Origin of the sequence: Nostocoides australiense Ben110, assembly GCF_001050535.1 — a bacterium.
Taxonomy (GTDB): domain Bacteria; phylum Actinomycetota; class Actinomycetes; order Actinomycetales; family Dermatophilaceae; genus Nostocoides_A; species Nostocoides_A australiense.
Map to the genome: position 1 here is coordinate 3,755,972 of NZ_HG764815.1, position 1,298 is coordinate 3,757,269.

The 1,298-nt window shown below is 72.7% G+C and carries 2 pseudogenes; both read left to right on the forward strand.

Annotated features, from left to right (window positions below):
* A pseudogene (locus BN11_RS18455) lies at positions 1 to 392 on the forward strand (hypothetical protein); the annotation flags it as partial.
* A 67-nt stretch (positions 393 to 459) separates the two neighbouring features.
* Positions 460 to 1,298: pseudogene (locus BN11_RS18460) on the forward strand (hypothetical protein); the annotation flags it as partial.

The following is a 1,298-nucleotide window of genomic DNA, read 5'->3' on the forward strand; positions in this document are numbered from 1 at the left end:
TCGCAGCGGGACTGGGCGCGCTCCTGTTGGCCGGCGGCGCGGCATACCTGGCCTGGCCGGACGGCAACCAGCCGGCCACGCCGCCGGCGACCGTCAGCGACTCGGCGCCGCCAGGAGGCCTGGGCAACGACGACGCCACCCTGCTGCCGGGCACCGTGGAGGTCTCGGGCGAACGGCGCGGCGAACGCCTCGTCTTCACGTGGGACTACGCGGGGCTGCTGGAGTCCGACTCCTACCGATGGCGCACCGACGACGACCGCGAGGGCGTGGTCAGCACACCGAAGCTCACGCTCGACGCGCCGAACGGCGAACGGGTCTGCCTGGAGGTCCTCGTCGTGCGGGCCAATGGCACCTCGACCCAGGAGTACTCGTCGCCGAGCTGCGCCGAATAGGCAAGAGTGGCCCGAATCCCGCGCCCTGAGGAGGCGGACGCGGCGATTAGGCGGGATACTCGCGCACGTGAACGGCAAGGCGGTGCGCGTGATCGGGGCGGTCGTGACCGCCTGCCTGCTCGTCACCGCATTCGTCGGTCTCGTCGTGCGCCAACCCGGGCACAGCGTCCGCAGCATGGATCTTTTCGATGCCGGAGTCTGGGTGACCAACGACCGCGAGGGCTCCTTCGGTCGCCTCAACCGGGCCGCCGGGGCCCTCGACGGGGGCTTCTTCCCGCCGGGCGAGCTGCGCAAGGAGGACGAGTCCACCCTCGACGTGCTCCAGGACGCCGACACGGTCGTCGCCGTCGATCGCAACACCTCGACGATCTATCCCGTCGACGTGCGCACCGCCGTCCCGCTGGCGGATCAGGGCGTCGTCATCGCGCAGGATGCCGTCCTCGACCTGCGCGGCGGCACCATCGCCGCCCTGGACCGGGCCACCGGCCGGATCTGGGCGACCCGCTACCGCGCGGGCGACACCAATGCGGCCGCCACACGCCTGCGTCAACTCGCCGCGACCACCGAACCCCTGACCTCGGTCGCCAGCCCGAAAAAGGCCTCGGGCGCCGGGCCGTTCTCCGACCTGGCGGTCGCCGAGGACGGCACCGTCTTCGTGGCCGACGCCGCCGGCACCCGCGTGCTGATCAACCCCGACGCCGACAGCGACTCCGGCTTCGCCAGTCCCGCGTTCGGCGCCATCGGGGCCCGCAAGGCCGTGACCGTGACGACCGTGGGCCACCAGCAGGTCATCGCCGACCCGGTCGCCCGCACCGTCCAAGTCGGCAACCACGCCCCCCTGAAACTGCCGCGGTCGGCGGGCGACGCCGAGACCGACCCCCCGGTCCTGCAGCAGCCCGGCGGCAC